An 18,962-nucleotide genomic window follows, 5' to 3' on the forward strand; every position below is an offset into this window, starting at 1 on the left:
AAAGGAAAGTGACAATCATCATTGTCAAAGGCGGTGTATTCATGCATTTCCATTTACCCTCAAGCTTATTATCCACATCTCCAAGCAACTGGTTTATGAACTCCATCGCATTTTGGACCTTTTTACTGCTGGGCTGCATGTGCATCGGCGGCTATTTTATGTTCCGCAAATTCCTGAAGGTGCTGCCCAAGGCTGACGGCAAATCCAAGCTGGACTGGCAGAACTACTGGGTGGAACGCAGCCGTCCGCTGTGGAGCGACGAGATGAAGGCTTTTCTGGACCAGCTTGTACAGCCGGTGCCTAGCCCGTTCCGCGATATTGCCAAGCACTCTATCGCCGCTGAGATCGGCAAGCTGGCTGTAGAGAGTCATGCAACTGAGGTTACCCGTGACCACTGTATTCAAGGGTACATTATTGCTACGCCCCGGCGTGACAACAGGTTCCTGATCACCTTCCTGGAGAAGAACGGCATCGACTACGCGCCTTACAAGCATCTGGTCAAATAAAGCATATTAAGGAGCAAGCCCTATGAAATATATCATTTGCGGAGGCAGCGGATTCATCGGCAGCGAGCTTACCGGATATTGGCTGCAGAGCGGACATCAGATCATCAGTGTCGGGCGCAAGAACCCCGAGAACAAGCTGGAGCATCCGGGGCTTAGCTATCTCACCTGGGACAGCCTGGCAGCCAATCCTGAAGCGGCAGAAGGCGCAGATGCGCTGATTAATCTTGCCGGAGCTTCGCTTAGCCAGCGCTGGACCCCTAAGGGGAAGCAGGCGATTATGGAATCGCGTCTTGAAACCGTTGCCGCTGCCGGGAAGCTGCTAAATTCACTCCAGCATAAGCCAAGCGTGATCGTCCAGTCCTCAGCCGTCGCCATTTATGGTACATCTGTGCAGGACACCTACACCGAAGCTTCCGAGACCCGGGTGATCGATTTCCCTTCCGAGGTGGTCAAGACCTGGGAGGAGGCTGCAGATGAGGCCTATGCCGGTATCCGTCTGGTCAAGCTGCGCACAGGGATTGTGCTTGGCAATGAGAGCGGTGCTTTTCCCAAAATGAAGCTGCCTTACTCGCTTGGCTTCGGCGGCAAAATCGGCACCGGCAAGCAGTGGATGTCCTGGATTCACCTTACAGACATTGTGCGCCTGATCGAATTCTGCATTCTTCAGCCTGAGATCGAAGGTCCCGTTAATGCCACGGCTCCACAGCCGGTCACCAATGAACAGTTCGGACGGATGATCGGCAAAGTCTACCATCGTCCGCATTGGTTCCCGATTCCGGCGTTTCTGCTAAAAACCGCTGTTGGCGAGCTGTCAGAGATTCTGCTGGAAGGCCAGCGTGTGCTTCCTTCCAAAGCAATTAACCACGGCTTCACCTTCAACTATCCCACGCTACAGCCTGCATTGGAACAACTGAAAAACCAGTAGGCTGTGCAAACGCATCATTCCATCCGTCCCATCTATCTCTGCTACGCTGTCCGAAAGGTGTAGGTACCCTTAACAATGGTGAATACGGTGCCTTCGGTCAGCGGGTATTCTTTGTAGGGAACCATAGCTTCGCCTGCAAGCAGCGTCCCGTTCCTGGAATCCAGATCCTTCAGAATGTATCCTCCTGAGGCTCTGGAGATTTCAGCATGAACCCGTGAAGCCCCCTCAGATTTCTCGATGTACTGAGCCACTTCAGAGGAGCGTCCAATAATGAAGCTAGGCCGGTTCAGCTCAATTCTCTCAATAGCTCTAACGTCATCCGTGTCGCTTCTTTCCAGATAAGGCACTGTCCTTCCGGCCTGGGGAAGACTGCTGCCTGTAGCCTGAACGGGTTCCCGGGTCAGCAGCGCTGTAGCCATCGCCGCTTCCTTCTTCTGCGGACTGCTGGCGGCCTTTCCTGGCGGAGCCTGTTGTCTGTCAGCCGGTGTAGCTGTGAAGCCGTTGACTCCCACAGTTGCTTCTTGTTGCTGAGGATTGTAGACCGGGGCAGGAGGACGATGCCGATTTACCGGATTCCTGCTGAAATCCCATTCCATATCGCTCCTCAGCTTACGGTTCTGGGCTGTACTGTTATATTCCTCTATCCCCTCCCCCAGATCATCCAACACTTCCTCTGCTTCGCCCCAAGCCAGCCTTCCACTCCATACCAGCCAGCATACAATCGCAAGTATCAGAGTTACCGCAGCACAAACTGCCAGCCAGAGTGTCCGGGGGGCATTAAGATAGAGAAACTTCCATAGTAACGCATCACCTAATAATGCCCCCAGCAATGTATATGTCCTGTAAGGACTCTGCTTGTCCTCAGCCTGAACAGGTCCAACTGTTGCATCCATTGCTGTCTGAACTCTTGATAATCCCTCCTTACGCTTCAGTTGCGGCATACCGCTCATCCAAGGCGTGGGATTAAGCATCGAACCGGAAGGCCGTGCCTCCTTATCTCCATGTACATGGGAAAACGATGCGGCTGCGGACCTTTCCCTGCCCGGGTCCTCCAGCCTGCGAGCCGTAGACTGCGCCCAATCTATCCTCGTTCCTGGTACAGCGGCAGAAATGCCTGGGCTAGCAATCGGACTTATATGTGCAGGCTCCGTCCCTTCAATATTGGCGTTATGGGGTGTAACCTCCGTCAGCATTTCCGCGAGCAGCTCCTTCAGCCCCGCCGGACTAAAAGCTTCTTCCCCGCAATATTGCAGCAGCCGCTGAATCCCGTCACCCGATAACTCCTGAATGGCTCCCATGAAGACCATGATCAGCGATTTCAAGGCTTCTCCCGGCTTCAATGCGGGCTCAGTGAGTTCCAGCGGAATATAGGTCAGGAAGACCTTGCCGCTGCTGAGCGTACCTTCGATAAAGATAAAGTCCTCATGGAGCGCATACTGCTCTGTACGCAGCATATACAGTTGCCCCTCCTCCATCCCGGCAGCGATCTGCAGCATCAGCCCGAAGAATTCCGTCATGCTCAGCTTCCCGCTCTTAAGCAGCGCTCCCAGCATTTTACGTCTTGCAACCGTGTATTCCAGGGTAACCTGCAGATCTATTTCTCTAAGCAGCAAGCGTAAATGATGCGGTATCCCGCTGGTCATCAGCATCCGGGCCTGCACCATATTCAGCTCTCCTGCGCTCAGCCCCCCGGATTTGCCCAGCAGCATCGTTATTCCGTCCTGCTGGATGAAATCCCGTTCCAGTCCTAACAAGTCTCTTCACCTCCTAAGCTTGTCAACGATAAGCTCCAAGTCAGAAATAAATATAAGCACAGATGAAGCCCGGAAACACGGCCAGCATAAAGGGAAACCGGAGTAACTCCCCCTCCCGGCCCTTGGCCAGACTCATATTGCGGAGCAGCAGGAACCCGGCTGTTCTGCTAATCATGCTGCGTAGCCTGCGTCCTGTCTCCCTCCTGTAGAGAATGATGATCCAGCCTACGACTGCCCCCAAGAGCACCGAATAGACAATAACCTGAAGCGAGAAAAGCACTCCTGTCCAAGCGCCGATAGCCGCAAAGAGCTTCACATCGCCAGCCCCCACCGCCCCGATAAAATACATAATCAGCAGGAGCAGGAAGCCTGCTACGCTGCCGCAAAGTGAAAACAGCAGCCCCTGCCAGCCATTGATAATCAACTGCAGTAGCAGTCCGCCAATCAGCGCAGGCAGTGTAATCCAGTTAGGAATTCTCATCCAGCGTATATCTGTGAATAATGCTGCTGTTAGGAACGGCAGGCAGCCCCATAACGCCCATTCCGTCATCCGTGCTCCTCTTTTCTCTACTCTTTTATTTGTTCACCACTGTAAAAGTCGCCTGAAGCGTAGCTCCATCAGCCAGACTAACCACGAAGGGCCAGGTACCCGGCGTAGTATTCACGCCGATCTTCCATTCCCATTCGATGTACCCGTGTTCATCTGCCTGCTTCCAGCCCAGATACTTGGCGGTACTCTGACCACTCTTGTAAAAGATCGACAGATTGGCCGATGCCCCGGGAGGCACCTTCACCTTGATAATGCCCTGGTGATTCGCTACTCCCGGATTCGGCTTCTCCAGGATCATAATGGTTCCGGTCTCCTCAGCAGGTTCAGCCGGATTTCCTTCCCCGGTTGAATCGGTGTTGCCGACCCATAAGCGTTCAACTGCGCTGGCCTCCAGCACGATTTTTTCATTCAGGAACGGGACTCGCATTGGCAGCTCATAGCTGACTACCATGCCGAAATATGGATGCGTCCCTTGCCTCAGATCGGGTACAGTGACATTGGATACATGAATTCTGCTATATTCAAGCCAGTCCGATGATAGATATGGCCGGAGCATCGGCTTAAGCACCAAATCCAGCGCAGCCTCGGATGCTCCCGCCTGCACCTTCTGCAGCGGCCCTTCTCCCTCCCGGACCACAGCCTTGACCCAGGATTCCATCGGCTGCGGAAGCTTCTCCACGTAGTCCTCACTCCACTCCGTTATCGACAGCCGCGGTATGCTCCAGATGCTGGAGGAGTCCGCATCATCTGAGTGCTCAGCCTCACCTGCTTCTCCGGCTTTCTCCCCACCTCCCCCCTCCTGCTGCTGCATTGCCAGAGCTGCCGGATACATATGGGTTGAGATTATTTTGACAGTGTCAGAAGCCGTACTCTGCAGCGCTGTTGAATACAAGGTCATTTGGATGATGAAGATGAGGAACAGGACAAATATCAGGAACACAGGCAGAATCAATGCCGCCTCCACAACCATGCTGCCTTCATCCTTAGGGTCCGGCGATTTCCTCCGCCACCGCTTCATTCTACCCTCCCCCTTAGTAAGAAAAGTCAGCCGCTGCTTGTCTGAAATAAACTTTGCCCCGCACATCCCCTGGCAGTCCGGCACTGTAATTCACCAGCTTCACTACACCCGGCAAAAACCAAAGCTGCATCCCCATCGTGATCCGCGCGGAGGCATATGTATATTTCTCTACCGGATTGATACCGGTATTCAGGCGGATCAGCGCAAGCATCCGGGACAACTGTTCCTCCCCTCCCCCATGCAACAGGAGGAACAGCCGAAGATAGTCACGATAGCTTAGCTGTGCGGTCATGTATTTGGATAAGGGAATCTCCCCCTTGGTGCAGAGCTGTATCATATCCTGGATAGCCTGCTCAATACCGTAGAGCAGTGCAGCAGCCAGGACGACAAGCGGATTTCCCATACCAGATTTCTCAATCAGGCCTTCCATCGTCCGCACAGCCAGCCGCAGAGCAAAGATCTCGCCATAAGCGGCTGCCACATTGCCTGCAGGATTATAGAATCCGTACAAAATATATTCCAGCTCTTGCGCCTGCGGCTTCAGCTGTTCTCCCAGCTGCTCACCGAATCCTTCAGCAGACCCGGAGGCCAGTGAGGTTAGCGCAGACAGATCGAAATGCCGGAAATACATCGCAGAGTACTCCGTCTGGTACAGCCGGTCTCTGGCTCCTGCCAACACACTGCCCATAGCAGCATATATCCCATCCATATCTTTCATGGACGACTTGCCCGCAGCGTATTGATCGCCAGTATTCACAGCAGCCCCCGACTCCTGTTCAAGACCTTCGTTAAAGGCCACATTCTGCTGGTAGTATTGACGCAGACTACCATACTGCTCCATCGCTTCATGTGCGCTGCTTCCCAGCGCTCGGATCTGATCCAGCAGTTTCATCGCATCTCCAAGCTTCTTCTTCGCCTGCCCTTCTATCTGCTTGCGCTGGCTGTCATCAGTGCGGCGGCTCTCAATCTGTTCCGCTTCCTGTGTTATAACAGTACCGTGTTGCCCGTAGCTGCTTATATAGCCGTGCACTGCCCGGGAAGCATTAAGAACCCCTGCGCTCATAAGAGAATAGTCGGCATACAGCCCGGATGCTGTACTTAATATAGACGGCAAGCCGGAGACCAGCGGCTCCAAGGGAAGCGCGGCACTTCGCTGTACCCCGATGTCATTCCCCAGCTCGCTAAGCTCAGCTGGAGGAAGGATAAGTCCCTCCACCTGTGCTCTCAGCTTCTTAAGAGGCTCTGAGCTAAGCTCTCCGGCCGTGTCCGGAATGTCCCAGTTATGGCCAGGATCATCTCCCGCAGTACTGGCATCCGCATCCGCCTGATCAATGACACTCTTCATCTGAAGGTTCAGCGCATTCACCTGCTCAAGTGCAGCCTCTGCTTCATCCAGCAGACGGCCGTTTCTCTCCTGGAAGTCAGCCAGAACTACTGGTATCTTGCCTGTTATTTCACCAATCTGAACCTGATACTGTGATAGCACTGCCGTGTACTTTGGCCACGTCTTGGGGGGACGGTAATAATCGTCATAATACTTGTTCACATAATCCCCGTACATCGCCGGGATATCGGAGCTTGCGGCCAAGGTTGCGAGCGAACGCGCCGGAATACTGTCACCCGGAGGATTCATCAGCAGCTTCTGCAGGTTCTGTACACTGTCAGCAGCTTCCTTGCGCTTCTTCAGCATGAGATCCAGAGCTTCCTCACGTTGATCATATAAGGGCTGCAAGTCACCCAGTATCTCTGTTGTCCGTGAAGCCTCAGTCATCGCTGCCGATAACGGCTTAAGCTTGCCTGCCAACTCCAGGGCGAAATCAACCGGCGCTTTGTATTTCATCTCTTCAATAATCTGCCGCCGGAAGACCTCATAGGTGCCCAGCGGGCGGCTCCAGTCCAGCGAAGAGGAATCCACCATCACGGGCAGCAGGTTAAAGGCATCCCCCCGTCCGCTCTCGTACAGATTGTCGTTAAGCACCTTGGCCAGCAGATGATTGCCGTCCCCGCCGCCGTAGGCGAATAAGCCGTAGTTCTCGCGCAGCTCAATGTCATATGCCGACATTACAGAGCGTATAGCGGCTCTCGCCAGACGTTCCTCCTGCACATTCACCGCCGCAATCCGTGCGTAATCGATCAGCACAGCATTAAACAGAAACACAAACGCCAGCACCATAATAAGAAAGACCGATACCGAACCTTCCGCTGAGCAAAGACATCTGACAATATATCCAGGTAACCATTTGCCTATGCCTTGGGATGTACTACTGCTAATAGGATCACCGCCGTAATCCAAGCAGCGGCTCCGGCCAGGCGATTTGCTTAAGCACCTGCTGTGACTGAAAATACGCATCCGAACTTCCCCTTAACCTTATTCTTGAACAGCCCGGCCTAAGCTGTTCCATCACCAGCCATCCTTAATGCAGCTTATCAAGCATGAGGGCTGCATGCTTTTTCTCCATGCCGGTGCCCTCCTTACCGGCGGAAGAATGCTGTTTGAACTTCGACCCGTAGTAACGCATAAGATCCACTGTTCTTATGAATTCAACAGGCTCCGTAACATAGGAGCGGGCATATACCTCAGGTGCGGCTCTATCGGCTAGGAGATTGTCCAGAACAGGCAGATGTAGCACTTTCTTCAGCTCTGTACTGATTCTGCGGCCAGTCAACCCGTAGACATAGCCCATTTCTCCCTGTAATCCGGCAGGCACCATCTGTGATGCCCGGCGCAGCTTCACTACCGGCAGGGGCCCTCCTTCTTCAGCATTACCAGGCAGCGTAATGGCCGTACTGCCGTTCTCTGCTCCTGAACCGAATAGCGAAGCTAATAGTCCATCCTCACCGATTCTCCAGTACAGCGGATCAACATTTCCAGTCTGGAATTCTCCGCTTACCGCCCGGTTACTATTCTCCCAGTTATAAGCAGCCCGCTCCGCAGTAGCTGAGGCAATCTGCAGCAGCATCGACTTCTGATAGGTATATAAGGAGAAGAATAGCAGCACCATCGTAATCCCCATAAGAATCGGCAGCAGAAGCGAAGCCTCGATAGTGAAGCTCCCCTCATCCTCCCGCAGCGGAATCACTCAAAGACTTCCTGGCTCTTATCTCCGGCCGTGCCGATCAGATCCTTAACCACCTTCACAATCTCCTCACGGAATACCAGAACGACCGCAATCAGGACAGCAATGATCAGGATCATCTCCAGTGTTCCCAGCCCCTCTTCATCTCTCCAAAAACTTCTTGCTCCTTCTGCCATCTGTGTTAACATACACCTCTACCTCCTACATTTTTAACATCATAATCGCCGGTGTTCCCACCAGCACAATCACAATCAAGAAGATAACCACCATCGGAAAAACCAGCTTCGACGATGCCTGTTCGCCGCGTGTGCGGCTGATCGCCTTGCGCTTCTCCCAGAGCATCCGTGACAGATCCCGCAGTGACAGAACAAAGTCGGCCCCGCCTCTGCGGTAATTAAGCAGCACTGTAGTTGTGAAGATGGAGACCTCCTGTACAGCACAGCGCTTACTGAAGTTCTCGAACGCCTGCTGGAAGGAGTAACCGCCGTCCCATTCAGCTGTCATCTTCATTAATTCAGCGTAGAGCGGATGAGCGCTATCCCCATGACGGCTGTTCACACAGCGTACAATCGCCCGCTGAACGGTCTCACCTGCGCCGACCAGCAGAACAATACTGTTCAGCAGCTCAGGAAGCTCCAGCATAATATTCTGCTCCCGTACACGTACCTTTTTGTGCAGATCGCTAACCATCGCCACCGGGAGTGCAACTGCCAAGAGCCCTCCGAGGATGATTCCCGCCTGCTCTCCCGTAAAGCTTGTCAGCGCACTTCCGCCTGCTGCAAGCAGCCAGCTGTAGCTAAGCATCTCCCCTATGAACAGCAAGGTACGTTCTGCACTGTAGCGCATACCATAGATCCGCTGCAGTGAACGTTGTATCCTGAACATCACGGACGGGAGATAACTGGCGATTCTTCCCTTCTCTACTAGCAACAATAGAGGCTCACCCAGCCGCCGCAGCCGCAGGCCTTCCATAGGCAGCTCCCGCAGAGCAGCATAACGGCTGCCGCATCTCAACCTCAGAATGAGCCAGCCTGCTGCGAGCAGAAGCAGAATCGCACCGCAGATCAATGACATCCCTTCAGTCACCCTCCTTCACAGCGGAATATCCATGATCTTGTTGGTCCAGAGGTAACAGAGGAATAGTGCAATCAGTGCCAGGGTGGACACCGCAATTCCTGCACCAGTATACATTGGCTGCATATAATCTCCGGCACTCAGACTCATGAACATCACCATCATCAGCGGAGAGACCAGCAGCGCCTTCGCCTCGAATTTCTTCTGGGCGATACTGACGGCTATATCCTGCTGGATATCCAGCTTCTCGCCGATGATAGATGATGTACGGCGTACGATCTCAACCAGATCCCCGCCGGTACGCTTGCAGACCATGAATACATCTGCGAAACGCTCCACATCCTCCATTCCTGCTCTTTTGCTGAATTCATACAGCGCATCTTCAATCGGCTCCCCGTTCTCCATCCGGGCACAGATAATATTCAGCTCGGAGATCATGTCACTTGCGCCCTCCGGGTCAAGCATCCGCAGGTCCTGCACGGCCTCACGGAAGGCATTCTCCACCGAACGTCCGGCGGAGAGCGACGAAGAGAGCGAGAATAGCATTTGCTTGAATTGCAGATTCAGCGCAGCCCGGCGGCGCTGCAGCAGATATTCGCGCAGCAGCCGCGGCCCATAGGCGCTTCCGGGGACAAGCAGTGCCGCCAGGAGCAGCCGGTGATAGAACAAGTAACCAATACCGAACAACAGAGCTCCGGCACCCAGAATGACCAGCATTCTTTGCAGGGAGGTCAACTCGTATACGGTATAATCCGGCAACAGTATCTGCTCTCCCCCTTGAGATCCGCTAACCGGCAGCACGGGCAGTGTACTCTTCATGAACCCTTTGTTCTGCCTTACAGGGGGATGCCGGTCTCTCTTCTTCATGACGTTCAAGGTACATTCTCCTCCTCAGCAGAGCTTCTACTCTCATACTGCTTGAGCGGATAATCAAGAATTCCGGCCATCCGCAGCTTGTCTGTATGCAGAAGAGGGTTGCCGCACACCTCAAGCCTCCCCTGCACCCGGCCATCCTGTTCACCTGATTCCCGAAATTCATATAGAGGATTCAGGATGACTTCACCGCTGCGGATACCAGCAACCTCACTGATCTCCATCACCCGGCGTGAACGGTCACGCAGCCGCGACAGATGCACGAATATATCGATCGCTGAGCTGATCTGCTGACGTACGACGGTTACCGGCAGATCAGCAGCGCTGAGCACCATGGTCTCCAGGCGGCTGAGCATGTCCAGCGCACTGTTCGAATGGCCCGTTGACAACGAACCGTCATGGCCGGTGTTCATCGCCTGCAGCATATCCAGACATTCAGCGCCCCGCACCTCGCCGACGACAATACGGTTAGGCCGCATCCGCAGCGAAGTGCGGATCAGATCACGGATCGTGATCTCACCCCGCCCCTCTGTGTTAGCATTCCGGGTCTCCAGGGAGACCAGATTCGGAACCGTAACGATCTGCAGCTCTGCCGAATCCTCCACCGTAATGACACGCTCCTGCGGCGGAATGAACTGCGACAGGGCATTCAGGAAGGTTGTTTTGCCCGAGCCAGTACCCCCGCTGATGAAAATATTGTATTTAGCAGCAACCAGAATCCGCAGCAGCTCAGCCGCTTCCTCCGAGAGCGCTTCACGCCGCACCAGCTCCTCCATCGTCATTGGGGTCTCCGGAAATTTGCGGATGGTCATGGCCGGACCCTTCAGCGCGGCAGGCGGCAGTACGATATTGACACGTGAGCCGTCCTGGAGCCGTGCATCCACAATCGGCGAGGATTCATTGACCACACGGTTGACGCCGGAGACGATAATCTGAATGATATCCTCCAGCCTGCTCCCCGATTCAAAAGCCAGCGGCAGCCTGCGGATCATCCCCTCCTCCTCGATAAAAATCTCCTCATGGCTGTTGATCATAATCTCGGTGATCGCCGGATTATCCACCAGCGGCTGGAGAATATCCAGCCCCCGGAAGGAATCGAACAGCTTCTTCACCAGCTCGTGCTTCTCCTGGGCAGTCAGGAGGCGTAATTGTTCCCGCTCCAGAATGATCCGTTCGATATAAGCAGCCAGCTCATCATTCCCGATGACCGAGGTCACATCCAGCCCTGCCCGGATGTCGCTGCGCAGAGCGCGGAACATCTCTTCATTCATACAGGTATCCCTGTGAATACCCCAGGCAATGCAGGCTCTACAATAGCTCTGGAGAGCTGCTGTATACCGTCGATGAATTGGGGAGAGCTTAGACAGAGTTCTCCATAGTGCTGTAACCCCCAGGATGGAATATACGGAAGTACAGCATCCAGCCTCAGTGTTGCGGATAGCGGCCCTTCATTCTCCGCTCCGGTGCAGCCGTTCATGACGAATCGGCTCCTGTTCACCAGCTCCGGCTGCATGCCGGAGTGCGGACTTGCAATATAATCCAGCCAGCGTTCGGTCTTACGGATACCGGCCTGTTCATTCTTCAGCACCCACAGCAGAATGCCGCACCTGTTCAGAACAGCCTGGGCCCGTTCTTCCTCAATAGCGCCGGTGTCTACAATAACCACATCATAGCTTCCGGCTCCGGCCAGCCCCTCCAGTAGATCCAGCGTGTCCTGCCGGGACATCTGGAGCATCTCCTTGAAATTCTCCACAGGCCGGAAGGCATCACACCGCAGACTGTCATGTCTGAACGCATAATCAGTCCATTTCGGCTGCCCTCTTCCCCCCTTATTCTCTGGCCCTCCGGCCTTAAGCTCATACAAGAGCCGCTCAAGACCGGGAACATGACTCCCCGGCATACGCAGGATGAAGCCGCTGCTGTCCACACTCTCCAGGTTCAGATAGAACACGGACAGGCCCACCGCTCCAAGCTGCTTCGCCATGTTCAACGCTACCGTGGTTTTGCCGCTGCCGCCGCTGGCCGAGACGATCCCGAGCAGCAGCGTTGCTTCCTTAGGCTGAGATGCCGTCCGGACCCGCTTCAGATCACTCAACTGGAGAATCGCTTCCAGCAGCGACGGCAGTGCCTGATACTTGGCAATGTGCCTTCCCCCCGCCAGATCCCGGCCATTCGGCAATTCTCCGCCTTCGCTTAAGACTGCCCATGGAACTGTACTTCTCCCTTCCACCAGCCAGGCTTCAATGAAGGACGGATCCCCGGCTACAGCATCCGGCAGCTCATCGCCTGTCATAAATTTCATAAAAGCGTCCAGTCTGCTGAAAGCCGTAATCCGCAGCATCTCCCCGTATTCGCTATGGTGGAGATAATGCAGTAGCGGTTCAATATACTGGCTCTCCCGGACTGCAAGCACGATTCTTGCCGTCATGAACTCCTCCTCCTCCTCTCTTGAATACATGGAAAAAAAGAACAGCAAAAAAGCACCGCCAATAACCGTGAATACGGTCATTGAACGGTGCTTCCGTTACTGTTCCTGTAATTTACTGCTATAGTAGCATATATATAAGAAGTCAGCAATAACTTTTTCACCACTATTTGAGAGAATCCCTCAGAATCCCCCTTACTGGCTACAGAAATCTGCGCTTCATATCCGGTGTCGGCAGCAGACACTGCTCATCCCTGCCGAACCAGCGGTAGCGGTTCCTGGCCACAATCCTGTACATAGCATTACGCAGCGGTCCCGGAATTAGGATGAACACATATGCGGCAGGCCACGGGAACCGGAGTCTGCGGGCAATCCGCAGCACTGCTGCCGATTTCGTATAATACTTGCCGTTCTCTATCAGCACCACAGTGTCTAATTGCTGCTCAGGCAGACTACCGGCCTTAAGCAGTTCCCGGGCCGCTTCACTCTGCAAGGAGGCGAATTTGAAGTGCGCCTTGGGATCACGCGGAATAATGAACCGGACGACTCCCTGGCACAGATGACACACCCCATCGATCAGCACAATAGATTGGCCCTGCATTTCCCCACGCTCCTCAGTCACATCACCGCCCCCTTCCTCTTAAGCATAGTGTAACATTCCTATCCCCTTTTGAAAAAAAAGCAAAAAACGCGGGATAGCTCCCGCGCCTACAACGTCCGTTCGTCTAATTATTCAGCAATAGCCTTGTTAATCCATTCGTCCCCGGTCATTTGCTCTTCGAAATCAGCAGTGAAGGATTCCATGCATTTGCAGATGAAATCTTTGCGGCATACCGGACAAGGAGTCTTGAGCAGGCGGCTGATGTTCGTCATTTTCCATTCCGGAAACCGGTTGTAGAACGCGCGGCACTCCGTTCCGTCAGCAAGCTTGATAATGAACTCGTACAATCCTTCCTTATCATTGCTGCTGGCTTTGGTCACATTCGTAATACTCGGTTTGTAAGACATCTTCATCACCCATTATTTAAATTTTTGGTAGTTAATAGCACGCGCGACATTAACAGATACTTAGACATATTAAAGAATTTCCGGGGTGATGTCAACCAAAGTACAGGCTCCTGCAAGCTATTTACCACACTTCCGGCCTTCTCAGACTCTATTTAGCCATTATTCCCAGCTTTGTCCATTCCTACCCGTGGTTCTGCGGCTCTACATAACGCAAGACCAGACATTGACTGTCTGGTCTTACGAATAAGCATGCTATTCAATTGAACATTGCTATCTATCTCTACAGAACGTTCAGTTCAACCTCGATATTTCCGCGGGTCGCCTTGGAGTACGGGCAGAAATCATGGGCTTTCTTAGCCAGATCCTCTGCCACAGAGCGCTCAATACCCGGCAGCTTCACATCCAGCTTCACGGCCAGCTTGAAGCCTCCGTCGCTCTCGTCCTTGCCGATCAGCACATTCGAGGTAATCTCGACATCCTGCAGCTTTACGCCTTCTTTACGGGCAATATTAGCGAGGGCACTCTCATAGCACGCACCATAACCTGCCGCGAACAGCTGCTCCGGATTTGTCCCTGCACCGCCAGGACCTCCAAGCTCCTTCGGAATTTTGAGATCATGCTTCAGCGCTCCGTCGGACGATTCCACCGAACCTTCACGGCCTCCGCGAACCTTGGCTGTAGCAGTATATAGGGGTTTCAGTTTCAATGTACTCATCTTTAACGCTCTCCTTTTTAACACAAATTTTGTAAGAACACTTATCCTTAACTTAAACAACCTCACATTTTTGAAACGATTAGGCACATTATTACCTTTTAAAACTTGCTTCCGGCGGTGAATAGTGTACAATTAAATTGTGATAAATCAATGTTCGGGAGGAATCATTCATGAATGTCCATGATTTTGAAGCCAACACCCTGCGGGGCCAGGAAGAATCACTCTCCAAGTACAAAGGCAAGGTTCTGCTCGTCGTGAATACAGCCAGCAAGTGCGGACTCACCCCGCAATATAAGGGTCTCCAGGAAGTGTACGATAAATTCAAAGACCGCGGTTTTGAGATTCTGGGCTTCCCCAGCAATCAGTTTGCCGGACAGGAGCCGGGTGAGAGCGAGGATATTGCCGAGTTCTGCGAGATCAATTACGGTGTATCCTTCCCCATGTATGAGAAAATTAATGTTAACGGCAGCGAAGCCCATCCTTTATTCAAATATCTGTCCAAAGAGGCACCGGGAGTGCTCGGCTCGAAGAGTATCAAATGGAACTTCACCAAGTTCCTGGTGGACCAGGAAGGCCGTGTACTGAAGCGGTTCTCCCCGCAGACTACACCGGATCAGATCGAAGAGGATATCGAGAAGCTGCTGCGCTAGAACGGGTTTAACAAAAACACCCTTCATACTCGGATTAGTTCCGTACGAAGGGTGTTTTTGGGTTCAAAAAAAGCTGAAATCCTTGAGTTAAAAAGGATCTCAGCTTTTATGAAATAATATGCGGTAGAGAGGACTCGAACCTCCACGGGTATACACCCACTACCCCCTCAAGATAGCGTGTCTGCCATTCCACCACTACCGCGCGGTGTTTCTAACGTTGAAGCATTGTTTGAGGCCAACATTCAATATTATAAATCGGTTGCGCTCAAAAGTAAAGATGCCTGCTCAAGAATTTTCGCCTTTCGGATCCTGATCCTTGTCCTGATCTTTGCGATACTTGGTGAAGGCCAGATATTCCTTAATAAAGGTCTTTTCCTCCGGCAGCAATTCCTCGGTTTGGCAATTCAATTGCCGCATTTGGCCAAAAAAATAATCCTCGCCGCTTTCCTGAATCGTTTGGGGCTGTTTGCCCAGGATCAGCCAATCTAAGCTCACATGAAAAAATGCAGCAATCTCAATCAGCTTATGTGTGCCAGGCGTAGATTTGCCACGCTTCCAGTCTCCCATATTGCCGGTGCTGATTCCGAGCTGTGCACAGAAGGATTTCTTCGTAATTCCTTGCCGTTTAATCAATAGTTCAATACGTTCATAGATGGATTGCATCAGTCAACTGCCTCCCCAAAAAATATAATACGCAAAAACGTTATTTTTTATTGAAAAATGACGTAAAAAAGTATATAATTAACTATTATTATATCTTTACCTATTTTATATCATACCGGCTGGATAGTCGATACGAGGTGAGCAATCTGAACAGCAAACGCCCTATTACTGCCTACGGCTGGGCCATTAAGCAGCGTCTGGCAGAACTGCACTTGGATCAGAAGAAATTCTGTGAATTACATGACATCCCACCCTATCGGCTGTCCAACCTGATTCACGGCACGCGCAAGGCAGACAGATACCGCCGTCAAGTCGCTGAATTGTTGAATCTGCCGCCATCTTAGTTCCAGTTGGAGCAGCAGTTCTCCATGTGTGGGCCGACCGGCATTATTCTTCTTGTAGCTACTGTTATTCTACCTTATCTTGGCAAAATCCTTCTTTTCCCGCGCACTCTATTCATACACAAAAAAACCTCTCCGGTGAAATGGCTGAGCGTACTCCATTTCACCACAAGAGAGGTTTCTTTCCTGTTTTTTCCGGTTTCTTACCTAATTTAGTGAGTTAGCCTTTGACCGCTCCGCCGGTAAGTCCTCTGACCAGGGTCTTGGAGCCGAACAGGAAGAGAATAATCAGCGGCAGTGTACCGAGGGTAAGCCCCAGAATACTCGCCGAATAATCCGTACGGAACACAGTGGACAGATTGGCAATGCCCAGCGGCAGCGTGTACAGCTCGGGCTTGTTGATCGTGACCAGCGGCAGCAGATAGCCGTTCCAGGACCCGAGGAAGGAGATCAGCCCCAGGGTGCTGATGGCCGGCATGAGGAACGGAACAACAATTCTTGTGAGAATACCCGGCTCCGAGCAGCCGTCAATCCGCGCGCTTTCAATGACCTCCGTCGGGACGGAGGAGCGGATGAACTGGGTCATGAAGAATACGCCGAAGGCATTATTCAGTCCGGCCAGAATCAGCGGCGCATGGGTGTTGTTCAGGTGGAACCACTTCATCTCCATGACATAAGCAATCAGGCCCAGGTGTCCGGGAATCATCATCGTCAGCAGAATGAAGCCGTACAGCGCATTTTTACCCTTGAATTCATATTTGGCAAAAGCAAACCCGGTAATCGAGGCCACCCCAACCGTCACCAGGGTGAACAATACGGCAACATAGAAGCTGTTCCAATAATTCCGCAGGAAGCTGGCGGACATGATCGTCTGCAGATTCTCCAGCAGATAGCCGCTGGGCAGAATCGGAAGCTGCTTGAACAGGTCCTCGGAATAGTAGGTTCCCATCACAATCATCATGTAGAACGGGAAGAGAAACGCAATAGCGATCAGGCTAAGCAGCAATACAGTAAAAAATTTCTTCGCTCTCATTTGTCGTCACCGCCCCTGTTGATCCATTTCATGCCAACTACTGAGAACAAGGCGATGAACAGGAAGGTGCCGTAAGCAATCGCTGCCCCTTTGCCGTACTTGAACGCACTGCCGTTGAAGGAAGCATCGAACATGTACCAGATCGGTGTGAAGGTGGACCCGTCTGGCCCCCCTACCATACTGGAGCCGGAAGCCCAGCCGCTGAACAGCAGCATCGGTTCTTCCACCAGCTGCAGGCCGCTGATAATAGAGGTAATAATCAGGAACAGGTTGATCGGCTTCAGCAGCGGAATCGTAATGCGCGTGAACACATCTTTGGAAGAGGCTCCGTCAATGACTGCGGCCTCATAGATGGAAGTATCAATACTGGCCATCCCCGCCGTGTAGAACATGACGAAATACCCAAGGTTTTTCCAGAACACCATCAGAATGACTACCCAGCGGGAGGAGCTGGCCGAGCCCAGCCAATTAATCTTCTCCTGAATAATGCCCAGCTCCATCAGCATATTATTGAAGAACCCGCCCTGCCAATCGAACAACAGGGAGAAGATAATCCCGACAGCGACCGGGGTCGTCATATAGGCACTGAACACGCTGAGCCGGAACAAGGTTTTGCGGCGGATCAGCTTGCTCTCGATGAGGCTGGCTACCAGCATGCCCATAAGGACAAGGGCCGGAAGGTATACCGCCATGAAGATCATGACATTGAGCAGGGATTTCCAGAAGAAGGCATCATGGAAAAATAACTGCGTGTAATTGCTGAATCCGATGAAATTCCGGTTGCCGTACAAATCCCAGTCGGTAAGACTGATATATAGAGTGAAGAGAATTGGGAACAAGCTCAGTACGGCGTAGGATAAGAAATAAGGCGTGATGAACAGGTACGGCCATTTATTTTTGCTGCTGATTCCCTTCGTTTTCATGATTCTTCACTTCCTATCCGTTAAAACGGCAGCCTGTTCTTTCGAGCGGGCCGCCGCTTTTTATATAGTATATGGTCTATTCAAAAGTCAGCTCAGGATGATTCTTCTTCAGCTGCTCTTCCCACTTATCCAGGGCCTGCTTGGCATCGAAGCTGTTATCCTGCGCCATAACCTGCAGCACCAGCTCAGAGGAGCTATAGATATCCTGGTCGTATTTGGTCACCGCTTTGGACTTCATGTTCGGGAACACCTTCTCTACCCAGAACTTGCCGAGATCCTGCCCGCCGAAATATTCATCTGCCCCGGAAGACAGCTTGGAGGTATCCTTGAAGAAGGATTTCAGCGGCAAAATGTAATCGGAGACGGCGAAGTTAGCTTCAGCGCCTTCGTCCGTGCCTAACAGCCAGTTAAGATACGCCCAGGCTGCATCTTTATTCTTGCTGTCCTTCCAAATGCCGATAGTAGTACCGCCGTATGGATATCCGCCTTCCGGAGGCACCATCAGACCCCAGCGGCCATTACTGGCCTTGTCGTTAGGCTTGATTACGAATTCTGGCGACCAGTTCGCCGACGGATAAAAGATTACGTTGTCCTGCGAATACGAAGCATTCCAGGTGGGTGACCACATTGCCAGCTTGCCCTCTGCGTTATTGTCGCGGATGGACTGCAGCTGAGTGAAGATCCTAAGCAGCTCTTGAGTATTCACCTTGGTTCCGTCCACAACTGCGGTTGTACCCTGGTTGGAGAGGATGGTATACGCATCCATCAGGCTTCCCAGCATGAATGTCTTACCGCCGCTCTTCTCATAGACTTCTTTGCCCTTGGCAATGAAGGTATCCCAATCAGGGAACATTGCAGTCAATGCATCAGGATCATCTGTCCCGAAGTATTCTTTAGCCAGATCACGCTTGTAAGCCAGTGCTCCAGGCGAGCCGGATTGCTCCAGACCGACAAGCTCTCCCTTGCTGTTCGTCAGCAGCGGAAGCTCGAAGTCGAGCAGATTGGAGGTATCGAAATTGTAGGGCTCTTCGGACAAGCTTTGCAGTACGTTAAGCTCATAGAGAGCGCCGCGGAAGGCCGCTTCTCCCCAGATAATATCCGGCAGCCCCGAGCCGGCAGCGATGGAGGTCTGGATTTTTTTCAGATAATCCCCCGCCGAGACTTCGACGAATTCCAGCTTGATATTCGGGAACTTCTCGTTGAACTTCGCTCCGGTGCCTTCGAACCAGGCTTTGTCCCAGCCCCACACGGTTAATTTACCAGAAGCGGTTGCAGGGTCACTTGGGGTGTTCGCAGGGCTCGTGCCGCTGGAGTCTCCCGAAGTGTTGTTGCTTCCATTGCCGCAGCCGGCCAGCACCAAGGTGAAGCATAACGTTAGAACAAGCGCTATAACCGATGCTTTTTTACTGAATAGATTGTGCAAATTA

The 18,962-nt window shown here is 52.5% G+C and carries 21 protein-coding genes and 1 tRNA gene; 4 read left to right on the forward strand and 18 right to left on the reverse strand.

The features are described 5' to 3' along the window. Window positions 1-41 precede the first annotated feature (41 nt). Together MHH78_RS30140 and MHH78_RS30145 are read left to right on the forward strand one after the other, a co-directional pair. Entirely contained in the window at window positions 42-506 is a 465-nt protein-coding gene (locus MHH78_RS30140) for a DUF2621 family protein (protein WP_076082524.1), read from the forward strand. A 22-nt stretch (window positions 507-528) separates the two neighbouring features. Continuing rightward, a complete protein-coding gene (locus MHH78_RS30145; RefSeq protein WP_341169838.1) occupies window positions 529-1,431 on the forward strand; it encodes a TIGR01777 family oxidoreductase in 903 nt (300 codons plus the stop codon). 41 nt (window positions 1,432-1,472) lie between these two features. On the opposite strand, the gene MHH78_RS30150 is transcribed toward MHH78_RS30145, so the two are convergent. The 13 genes from MHH78_RS30150 to MHH78_RS30210 all read right to left on the reverse strand — a co-directional run bounded on the left by MHH78_RS30150 (window position 1,473) and on the right by MHH78_RS30210 (window position 13,910). Continuing rightward, window positions 1,473-3,185, reverse strand: coding sequence for a DUF6382 domain-containing protein (locus MHH78_RS30150; RefSeq protein ID WP_341169839.1), 1,713 nt, complete (start codon window positions 3,183-3,185; stop codon window positions 1,473-1,475). Between the two features lie 40 nt (window positions 3,186-3,225). Then, window positions 3,226-3,735 (reverse strand): A24 family peptidase, encoded by a 510-nt coding sequence (locus MHH78_RS30155; protein ID WP_341169840.1) that lies wholly within the window; start codon window positions 3,733-3,735, stop codon window positions 3,226-3,228. A 25-nt stretch (window positions 3,736-3,760) separates the two neighbouring features. Further along, window positions 3,761-4,753 carry a TadE/TadG family type IV pilus assembly protein gene (locus tag MHH78_RS30160; RefSeq protein WP_341169841.1) on the reverse strand — a complete coding sequence of 331 codons (993 nt, stop codon included), beginning with the start codon at window positions 4,751-4,753 and terminating at the stop codon, window positions 3,761-3,763. Window positions 4,754-4,766: 13 nt separating this feature from the next. Continuing rightward, window positions 4,767-6,911, reverse strand: coding sequence for a hypothetical protein (locus MHH78_RS30165; protein ID WP_341169842.1), 2,145 nt, complete (start codon window positions 6,909-6,911; stop codon window positions 4,767-4,769). Between the two features lie 256 nt (window positions 6,912-7,167). Next, window positions 7,168-7,833 carry a TadE/TadG family type IV pilus assembly protein gene (locus tag MHH78_RS30170; protein WP_341169843.1) on the reverse strand — a complete coding sequence of 222 codons (666 nt, stop codon included), beginning with the start codon at window positions 7,831-7,833 and terminating at the stop codon, window positions 7,168-7,170. Next, window positions 7,830-8,018 (reverse strand): Flp1 family type IVb pilin, encoded by a 189-nt coding sequence (locus MHH78_RS30175; protein ID WP_076082406.1) that lies wholly within the window; start codon window positions 8,016-8,018, stop codon window positions 7,830-7,832. The genes MHH78_RS30170 and MHH78_RS30175 overlap by 4 nt, the downstream gene beginning before the upstream one ends. A gap of 13 nt (window positions 8,019-8,031) precedes the next feature. Then, window positions 8,032-8,904: a type II secretion system F family protein gene (locus tag MHH78_RS30180; protein WP_076082404.1), complete on the reverse strand. Its 873-nt coding sequence runs from the start codon at window positions 8,902-8,904 to the stop codon at window positions 8,032-8,034. An 18-nt stretch (window positions 8,905-8,922) separates the two neighbouring features. Then, entirely contained in the window at window positions 8,923-9,723 is an 801-nt protein-coding gene (locus MHH78_RS30185; protein WP_076082513.1) for a type II secretion system F family protein, read from the reverse strand. Between the two features lie 53 nt (window positions 9,724-9,776). Continuing rightward, window positions 9,777-11,048, reverse strand: coding sequence for a CpaF family protein (locus MHH78_RS30190; RefSeq protein WP_341169844.1), 1,272 nt, complete (start codon window positions 11,046-11,048; stop codon window positions 9,777-9,779). Then, a complete protein-coding gene (locus tag MHH78_RS30195; protein ID WP_341169845.1) occupies window positions 11,045-12,205 on the reverse strand; it encodes a hypothetical protein in 1,161 nt (386 codons plus the stop codon). The genes MHH78_RS30190 and MHH78_RS30195 overlap by 4 nt, the downstream gene beginning before the upstream one ends. Before the next feature lie 199 nt (window positions 12,206-12,404). Beyond that, window positions 12,405-12,803 (reverse strand): thiol-disulfide oxidoreductase DCC family protein, encoded by a 399-nt coding sequence (locus MHH78_RS30200; RefSeq protein WP_341170410.1) that lies wholly within the window; start codon window positions 12,801-12,803, stop codon window positions 12,405-12,407. 128 nt (window positions 12,804-12,931) lie between these two features. Further along, window positions 12,932-13,210 (reverse strand): hypothetical protein, encoded by a 279-nt coding sequence (locus MHH78_RS30205; protein WP_036727511.1) that lies wholly within the window; start codon window positions 13,208-13,210, stop codon window positions 12,932-12,934. 280 nt (window positions 13,211-13,490) lie between these two features. Beyond that, on the reverse strand, window positions 13,491-13,910 hold the full coding sequence (locus tag MHH78_RS30210; RefSeq protein ID WP_076082511.1) for an organic hydroperoxide resistance protein: 420 nt from the start codon (window positions 13,908-13,910) through the stop codon (window positions 13,491-13,493). Between the two features lie 185 nt (window positions 13,911-14,095). On the opposite strand from MHH78_RS30210, the gene MHH78_RS30215 reads away from it, so the two are divergent. After that, window positions 14,096-14,575 (forward strand): glutathione peroxidase, encoded by a 480-nt coding sequence (locus MHH78_RS30215; protein WP_076082396.1) that lies wholly within the window; start codon window positions 14,096-14,098, stop codon window positions 14,573-14,575. A 119-nt stretch (window positions 14,576-14,694) separates the two neighbouring features. On the opposite strand, the gene MHH78_RS30220 is transcribed toward MHH78_RS30215, so the two are convergent. Both MHH78_RS30220 and MHH78_RS30225 read right to left on the reverse strand, forming a co-directional pair. Then, window positions 14,695-14,777 (reverse strand) — tRNA-Leu (locus MHH78_RS30220). A gap of 83 nt (window positions 14,778-14,860) precedes the next feature. Further along, window positions 14,861-15,238: a helix-turn-helix domain-containing protein gene (locus MHH78_RS30225; RefSeq protein ID WP_341169846.1), complete on the reverse strand. Its 378-nt coding sequence runs from the start codon at window positions 15,236-15,238 to the stop codon at window positions 14,861-14,863. 146 nt (window positions 15,239-15,384) lie between these two features. Between MHH78_RS30225 and MHH78_RS30230 the strand changes: the two genes are divergently transcribed. Continuing rightward, window positions 15,385-15,582 (forward strand): hypothetical protein, encoded by a 198-nt coding sequence (locus MHH78_RS30230; protein WP_036697411.1) that lies wholly within the window; start codon window positions 15,385-15,387, stop codon window positions 15,580-15,582. A 217-nt stretch (window positions 15,583-15,799) separates the two neighbouring features. Here the strand turns inward: MHH78_RS30230 and MHH78_RS30235 are convergent, their stop codons facing one another. The 3 genes from MHH78_RS30235 to MHH78_RS30245 form a co-directional block, all read right to left on the reverse strand. After that, complete coding sequence (locus MHH78_RS30235) at window positions 15,800-16,612, reverse strand: carbohydrate ABC transporter permease (RefSeq protein WP_341169847.1); 813 nt, start codon at window positions 16,610-16,612, stop codon at window positions 15,800-15,802. After that, on the reverse strand, window positions 16,609-17,535 hold the full coding sequence (locus tag MHH78_RS30240) for a carbohydrate ABC transporter permease (RefSeq protein WP_076082387.1): 927 nt from the start codon (window positions 17,533-17,535) through the stop codon (window positions 16,609-16,611). Before MHH78_RS30240 ends, MHH78_RS30235 begins: the two co-directional genes overlap by 4 nt. Before the next feature lie 76 nt (window positions 17,536-17,611). Then, window positions 17,612-18,958, reverse strand: a complete 1,347-nt coding sequence (locus tag MHH78_RS30245; protein WP_341169848.1) for an ABC transporter substrate-binding protein — start codon at window positions 18,956-18,958, stop codon at window positions 17,612-17,614. Window positions 18,959-18,962 lie beyond the last annotated feature (4 nt).

Origin of the sequence: Paenibacillus sp. FSL H3-0333 (assembly GCF_038002805.1) — a bacterium.
Classification (GTDB): domain Bacteria; phylum Bacillota; class Bacilli; order Paenibacillales; family Paenibacillaceae; genus Paenibacillus_AQ; species Paenibacillus_AQ silagei.